Origin of the sequence: Bacillus sp. AFS040349 (assembly GCF_002577655.1) — a bacterium.
In the GTDB taxonomy this organism is placed as follows: Bacteria; Bacillota; Bacilli; order Bacillales; family Bacillaceae; genus Metabacillus.
The window spans coordinates 1-6,063 of sequence record NZ_NUMC01000198.1 but is presented as its reverse complement, the minus strand read 5'-3'; the positions used below and the strand labels follow the sequence as shown (position 1 = coordinate 6,063).

The window sequence follows — 6,063 nt, the reverse complement described above, 5'->3', positions numbered from 1 at the left end:
GGGATTTGTCTACAGTCTGAAAGAAATGTAGACCCTTTGTCTACATTTCTTTCAAGAATTTTTTTAGAATCAGAGCATCGGCGTCAAAATTATGATTTAAGTCACACAATTATTAGATATTTAATATTGAACAGAGTATTTGCTTGATATTATCTAAAGTGAACTCTTTCTTCGTATATCAACTCTTTTATACACTCTTTTGATTGATTAAAAATATATTGTTTTTGTTTGTTCAAACATTATTCAGTCGGTGATAATTCACTTTCTGTTACCCATTTGTGATTTTTAACTTCTTCTCCACCGGTAGTTGGAGTGAAATCAACCATATAAACTGTCGTTGCCTCGGCTGAAGTAATTTCAGCTGTTGCTCCATCCATGCCTTCCATATGAGCTGCATCTATTGTGATTTCTGTTCCAGGTTCTAAAGGTTCTTCACCAGCGTCTGGAATTTCCTCGTGAATAACCCACTTATGGTTTTCCACTCTTTCTCCACCAGTTGTCGGAGTATACGAAATAGCATAAACGATAGTATCATAGGCACCTACAATTGTTGCTTTGGCACCCTTCATCCCTTCCATGTGTTCTGATTCGATAATCGCTTGACTTCCAACCCCATAGGTTGGATTTTCTGCTACTTTCAAATCTTCAGGAACTTCACCAGAGCTAGAATGGTTCATGTTACTATGATCCATTCCATCCATGTTCTCTGTATTTTCTGTGCCTTCTGTGTTTTCATTATTAGGGTCGGAGCATGCTCCTAATACTAAGAAAAGGGCTGCTAATAATGATAGTAATGCTGATTTTTTTATTCTTTTTGTCAACATGTAAATAACTCCTCCTTTGACATTTGACAATACCATATCAACAAAATGTGCAGAAATTATGGAGTAGGCTCAATTTTTTAACTAAACCCCAGGTAAAATACTTGACCATGACCATACATAAAAGCACAATCAATGCAAAATTGCGCACTTAATAAAACGAGAAACTTTATAGTTAGAGTTCCTAGACCTTTTCAAGGTTAAATGCTTTTGTACTGAATTCAAGCCCCTATTTTGTAACAATTTTTTATTTATGGGCTGCACTTACTAGATGTACAAATTCATTTCTATGCTTTTCTTAAGCAAAATGAGTATTCATTGACCCTATTCATGAACTCCGATAGTTTATTTGAATTCCAGTCCTACATTTTTAAGTATTATCAAGTTCCCTGCACAAAATCTTCAAACATTTAGAGTAAAATAAAAGTACTTAATTGAAAATAGGTGAATTCTGTGAAAAAACTTTCAGTAAAACTTGGAATATTATTCTTTCTGATTATTTTTGGTTTGATGACATTTATTTTTTTCTTTCTACACGAGGGAATTGTTGATTCCATGGTTGAAGAAGAGCTCAATGCTCTTCAAGCGAGGGGAAATTCTCATAGAGCTATTCTTGAAGAACAGTTTGATGTCGAAACGATAGATCATGTTGTTTTAATGGAGTCTGAATCGAATACGGATGTTGTGATTACAGATATAACTGGAAAGGTGCTCGACACTTCCTCTCCAATTAACCCTTTTAAACAATACCTAAAGACACCTACTTCTAATATTCCTAGGAATGGGCAGATCGTGGAAGGAAATTGGAGTGAAGAACCTTTTATTGCAACCGTCAGTCCTATTCAAACTGACGGACAGCTTATCGGATATATATACATGTTTCAAAATACAGCATCTGTTCATTCTTTAATTCAACGGCTAAATGAGCACTTTATTTTGGCAGGATGGATTTCCGTTATTCTCACTATTATTATTATTATTTTTCTATCAAAAGGAATCACAAAACCGCTTATTAAAATGAAAGAAGTTACCTCACAAATCAGTAAAGGGCATTTTTCTGTTTCCTTACCGAAAACGTCTGATGATGAATTAGGGGATTTAGCTAAATCAATTGAATTATTGGCTACAGATCTGAATTATTTAAAACAGGAACGTAATGATTTTTTAGCAAGCATTTCCCATGAACTTCGGACTCCTCTAACTTATATCAAAGGATATGCAGACATCGTATATAAACGTAATCTCTCTAGTGAGGAAAGAGGGAAATATTTGGAGATTATAGTAGAAGAAACGAATCGTCTGTCTCATTTAATTAAAGGGCTATTCGAATTAGCTAAAATCGACAAAAATTCCTTTGAAATTCAGGAAGACTACATCGATTTAAGCAAGTTTATTACAAAAATTGAGCAGAAGTTCTCTCCTGCTTTTCTAGAGAAAAATATGAACTTTAAAGTTATCTGCCCTTCAGGCACAGTTTTAAGAGCGGACCCATTGAGACTTGAACAAATCATTTTCAATTTATTAGACAACGCAATGAAATACTCTAATGAAGGGGCACAAATCATATTACAAGTATGGAAATACAAAAATTCTATTCATATCTCTGTTCAGGATAACGGAAAAGGGATACCTGAAAAAGACATCCCTTATATCTTTAATCGTTTATATCGAGTTGATAAATCTCGATCACGATCTCTTGGAGGTATGGGACTTGGTCTAGCGATTGTAAAAGAGCTTGTTCACGCACATGGTGCCGAAATTAATGTAAAAAGTAAGGAAAATGTTGGTACAGAATTCGAACTAATTTTTAAAGGAGATCAGTAGAATGAAAACAATTTTATTAGTAGATGATGAAACGTTGATGCTAGATTTATTATCCTTGTACTTGTCACCATTGGGATACAACTGTATTAAGAAAGAATCAGCAATTGATGCAATTGAATACTTAACATCACATTCAGTAGACCTTATTTTATTAGATGTTATGATGCCAGACATTGACGGCTGGAAAGCATGTCAGGAAATCCGAAAATACTGGGATACCCCCATTATTATGCTGACCGCTATGAGTGAAAAAACGGATATTGTAAAGGGATTAAAGAATGGTGCAGATGACTATATTTCCAAACCTTTTGACGAGGAAGAGCTGACTGCAAGGATTGAGGCAGTTTTGCGAAGACAAAAGAGTGAAACTGGGAAAATCTTATTTCGAGGCCTTTCTCTGGATCATGATTCTTTTCAAATGCATTATTCCGGAACGGAAATTTCATTAACACCTAAGGAGTTTGGGATGATGAGTTTATTTCTGAATAACCAGAATAAAGTTTTTACTAGAGAACACTTAATAACTTCTATTTGGGGATATGAAGTTTCAACTGAAGACCGGACGATTGACTCTCACGTTAGAAACTTACGTGAAAAGCTTCGAAAATCCGGTTTTCCCTCTGATGATCACTTGCTCACAGTCTGGGGAGTTGGATATAAATGGGCTGGAAAGGAATAAAAAGTGAAAAATCCCTTACTTGAATGGTTATCCTCTAACCCTCCTAGCAGTTTTAATAGGTATTGGGTTCAATATTATTATTGCTATTATAGGAATACTGCCAAACGCCTTATTCATTTTAAGAAACCTGATGACTTTTCAATATTTCTTCTACTTAGATGTTTGCCAATGTTGAATGACTTATAAAGCAGAATCAGTTTCCTTTTGATCTCAGTTAAATAAAACCTCAAAAATCAGGGGCAAGTTGGGGACTGAATGGGATGATGACGGTTTCTGGGATCCATACTTTTTACATCATTTCTTTAACATTTGGTTTTACAACGACCATGTTGCTTGGTTTTGTATACATGGATTTCTTTTTACCATACAGCTAATGCTCAAATTAGGGTAAACATGATAAATATACACAGAGCAAGTCTATTCCCTTGAAAACAAGGAAAATCGATTTGTTCTAGAATTGTTGTTTTTTTATTGGTTAGACCTAGGAAAGTATGACATACTAACACCAAGTTCATCGTCATCTCGTTTCTAAATAGTTTCATTTCCACTGATGGGGCAAGCGCTCTAAACGCCTCTCCTTCCCAGAACGATTTAGAGAATACAGGTGAGTCAATATTGGTTAAAGGTGACTCAGTAACAGGTTTACTATTAAACGAATAATTCCCTACTTCTAGGTAACAATAAATTTTTGGAAAGGAGGGATTATCATGGATAATAAACAACAACTCCAAGAATGTATTAATGAATGTGAAAGCGCAATGAGACACTTAAATAACGCTATGTCTAAAATGAGCAATGAACGTTTACAACACGCTTCAAGAGACTTACAAGAGTGCATCAATGAGTGCCGTAGCCTGTTGTAATCTACATGACCACCTATTAATCTGTAGGTGGTCATTTTTTCGCAAAATTCAAAAACGTTTTAGCACAAAAAGAACAATGAAATCAACAACAGTGACACACAAGATATTGATCCATATGGATTCTATATCAACTAATTGAATGGTTAGTGCCTTTGCGAAAGTGACAAAAAGGGCAAAGTAATTTCGTGCCTCAAATGTTTTCACAAATTCCAACTATATAAGCATCGCCTCGAAGCATATTCAGTGCCTTCAAGATCTTTTAAACTTTCTCGTTCCGATTTCCGAACGTCTAGAAACTGCTGTATAGCAAGTGTTAGTAAGGTCCCTTCTATTTTTTTCTTTAATTAGAATGAAAGTTTTACAACAATTTCTTGATCATTTAAGATTTCTAATAAATTGTCAATTATACTCTACTTAAAACCTTTAATTTTATGTACACTTAAAAATGAATGATCCTGTTACTCTTTGATAATATTGTTTTCTAGTATCCAGAAGTTATTATAGGGGTACCAATCGTAACATCAATTAAATCATCCTTTTGATTTTTCCTAAGACCTATTTGAAGATTAATTTTCTTTTCATTTATCCTTAATGTATATGACTCCAAAAGATTAGTATATGCAGATAATGAAACCAAATCATCTTCAATTAATCCTTCCACAAAGGTACCAGAGAATTCTCTTAAGAGAAGATCCCCCTCATCCCTTAATTCAAAGCCATTCTTTTCTTTCATTGTGCCTTTAAGAGTATAAAAGACTTCATTTTGTCCGTTAATTTCATTTTTAAAGTTAGCATTAATAAATTCCCATAATTCTTTATTCCAAGTTTGACCCTTAATTTCATAAGAATGATATATTCTGTACTTATTCCCTACAAGAAAGGCAGTAACTTTAACTCGCATCTCTATTTCTTTTGGTTCGATTTGTTTGTAACCAACTGTAATATAGTGCTGTTCTTCACTGCCTTCATCACGTCTAATATCCCACTTATATCCTTCTTCATCTTTTTGTATTCTTTCTATTTCTCTTTGAATATCTTTTTCACTGGTTACATCCTTAACCGGTTTCATTATATAAATTTTCCATGAATTTAATGTTATTTTTTCCTTTTGAACAATTTCTGTTAACTCCAATAATCCATTTGTATTACTTTGACTATTAACTGCCCTGTTTGTATAGAAAAAGCTTAATAGTATGAGAAATACTATAGTCATTTTGATAGATTTCATAAAAAACTCACCTCACGATTATCTTTACCTTTTCGTGAGGTGAGTATACATATTTTCTATTAATCTTTTAACTTTTTAAAATACCTTAATTTACGTCCAGTAAGTTAAAGTATCTAAAATCCCAAGTATAATCATTATCCAACCTGCTAATTTTTGAACGACTGAACCAAGTTTTCTCCCTTTCTTTTTCATTAACTTTCCACTTAATTCAAAATACCAGATCAGAAAAATTGCAATAATCAAAGGCAAGGATGTTCCGATGGCAAAGATGGTTGGTAATACTGCCCCATAAGATACTGACACAACCATCGGCATTAAGCTTACAAAAAATAATACAAACATTGTCGGACAGAACCCTAACGAAAAGCTAACTCCCATTAAAAAGGAGCCAAGCTTTCCTTTTTTCAGAAAACGATCTGGTATGCTCCCAAGTGATAAAGACTTCCTAAACTTAATGAGCCCAATCATAAATAATCCAATAAATATTAATATAGGTCCAACTACCCTACGTATCCATGGAAAATAGAGAGTCAATGTTGATTCAAACTCACTGCCTAATAACCAAACAACAAGGCCTAGACCTGAAAAAACGACAATTTTTCCTAAAATAAAAAGGACTACCTCAGACTAAAATGTACCCTATAGAGT

General features: G+C 33.8%; 6 protein-coding genes and 1 pseudogene. 3 read left to right on the top strand and 4 right to left on the bottom strand.

The genetic code is table 11. The features are described from left to right. Positions 1–239 precede the first annotated feature (239 nt). On the bottom strand, positions 240–824 hold the full coding sequence (locus COD11_RS26090; RefSeq protein ID WP_098799775.1) for a YdhK family protein: 585 nt from the start codon (positions 822–824) through the stop codon (positions 240–242). Positions 825–1,274: 450 nt separating this feature from the next. Between COD11_RS26090 and COD11_RS26085 the strand changes: the two genes are divergently transcribed. From COD11_RS26085 to COD11_RS27210, 3 genes are all read left to right on the top strand, one after another. Further along, positions 1,275–2,645, top strand: a complete 1,371-nt coding sequence (locus tag COD11_RS26085; protein WP_098799774.1) for a HAMP domain-containing sensor histidine kinase — start codon at positions 1,275–1,277, stop codon at positions 2,643–2,645. Between the two features lies 1 nt (position 2,646). After that, positions 2,647–3,324, top strand: coding sequence for a response regulator transcription factor (locus COD11_RS26080; RefSeq protein WP_098799773.1), 678 nt, complete (start codon positions 2,647–2,649; stop codon positions 3,322–3,324). 707 nt (positions 3,325–4,031) lie between these two features. Then, positions 4,032–4,187, top strand: a complete 156-nt coding sequence (locus COD11_RS27210; protein WP_176551259.1) for a hypothetical protein — start codon at positions 4,032–4,034, stop codon at positions 4,185–4,187. 200 nt (positions 4,188–4,387) lie between these two features. Here COD11_RS27210 and COD11_RS27835 read toward each other — a convergent pair whose 3' ends face one another. The 3 genes and pseudogenes from COD11_RS27835 to COD11_RS26065 form a co-directional block, all read right to left on the bottom strand. Further along, positions 4,388–4,492, bottom strand: coding sequence for a hypothetical protein (locus COD11_RS27835; protein ID WP_251406362.1), 105 nt, complete (start codon positions 4,490–4,492; stop codon positions 4,388–4,390). Positions 4,493–4,668: 176 nt separating this feature from the next. Next, the gene (locus COD11_RS26070; protein ID WP_098799772.1) at positions 4,669–5,415 is read right to left on the bottom strand and encodes a YwmB family TATA-box binding protein; all 747 of its coding nucleotides are present in this window, start codon (positions 5,413–5,415) and stop codon (positions 4,669–4,671) included. A 90-nt stretch (positions 5,416–5,505) separates the two neighbouring features. Continuing rightward, a pseudogene (locus tag COD11_RS26065) lies at positions 5,506–6,039 on the bottom strand (urease accessory protein UreH domain-containing protein); the annotation flags it as partial. Between the last annotated feature and the right edge of the window lie 24 nt (positions 6,040–6,063).